This window comes from Chromohalobacter sp. HP20-39, assembly GCF_033052815.1.
In the GTDB taxonomy this organism is placed as follows: Bacteria; Pseudomonadota; Gammaproteobacteria; order Pseudomonadales; family Halomonadaceae; genus Chromohalobacter.
Map to the genome: position 1 here is coordinate 1 of NZ_JAWHTP010001160.1, position 236 is coordinate 236.

General features: G+C 59.7%; 1 protein-coding gene. It reads right to left on the reverse strand.

Annotated elements, in window-relative coordinates; all coding sequences use genetic code 11:
- On the reverse strand, positions 1-236 hold a 236-nt coding region (locus tag RVY79_RS21535), incomplete at both ends, for a flagellar basal body-associated FliL family protein (protein ID WP_317466658.1).

The following is a 236-nucleotide window of genomic DNA, read 5'->3' on the forward strand; positions in this document are numbered from 1 at the left end:
GCGTTCATTCAGATCTTCGCGCAGATATTGCAGGCCCCGCGCGCCCTCGATCTGGGTCGGCGTCAACGTACGCAAATAGGCAACGATGTCTTCTCCAACCTTGGAGGTCAGCGCATAAGCCTCCTCCTCGTTGAGCTTGTCGGTGACGATCGAGGCTTCCATCCTGATCCAGGCATTCGGCGGCGCTGCCAGATTCGTCGTCACGGGCGAGAGCTTGCGCAGGCGATCGTTGGGAT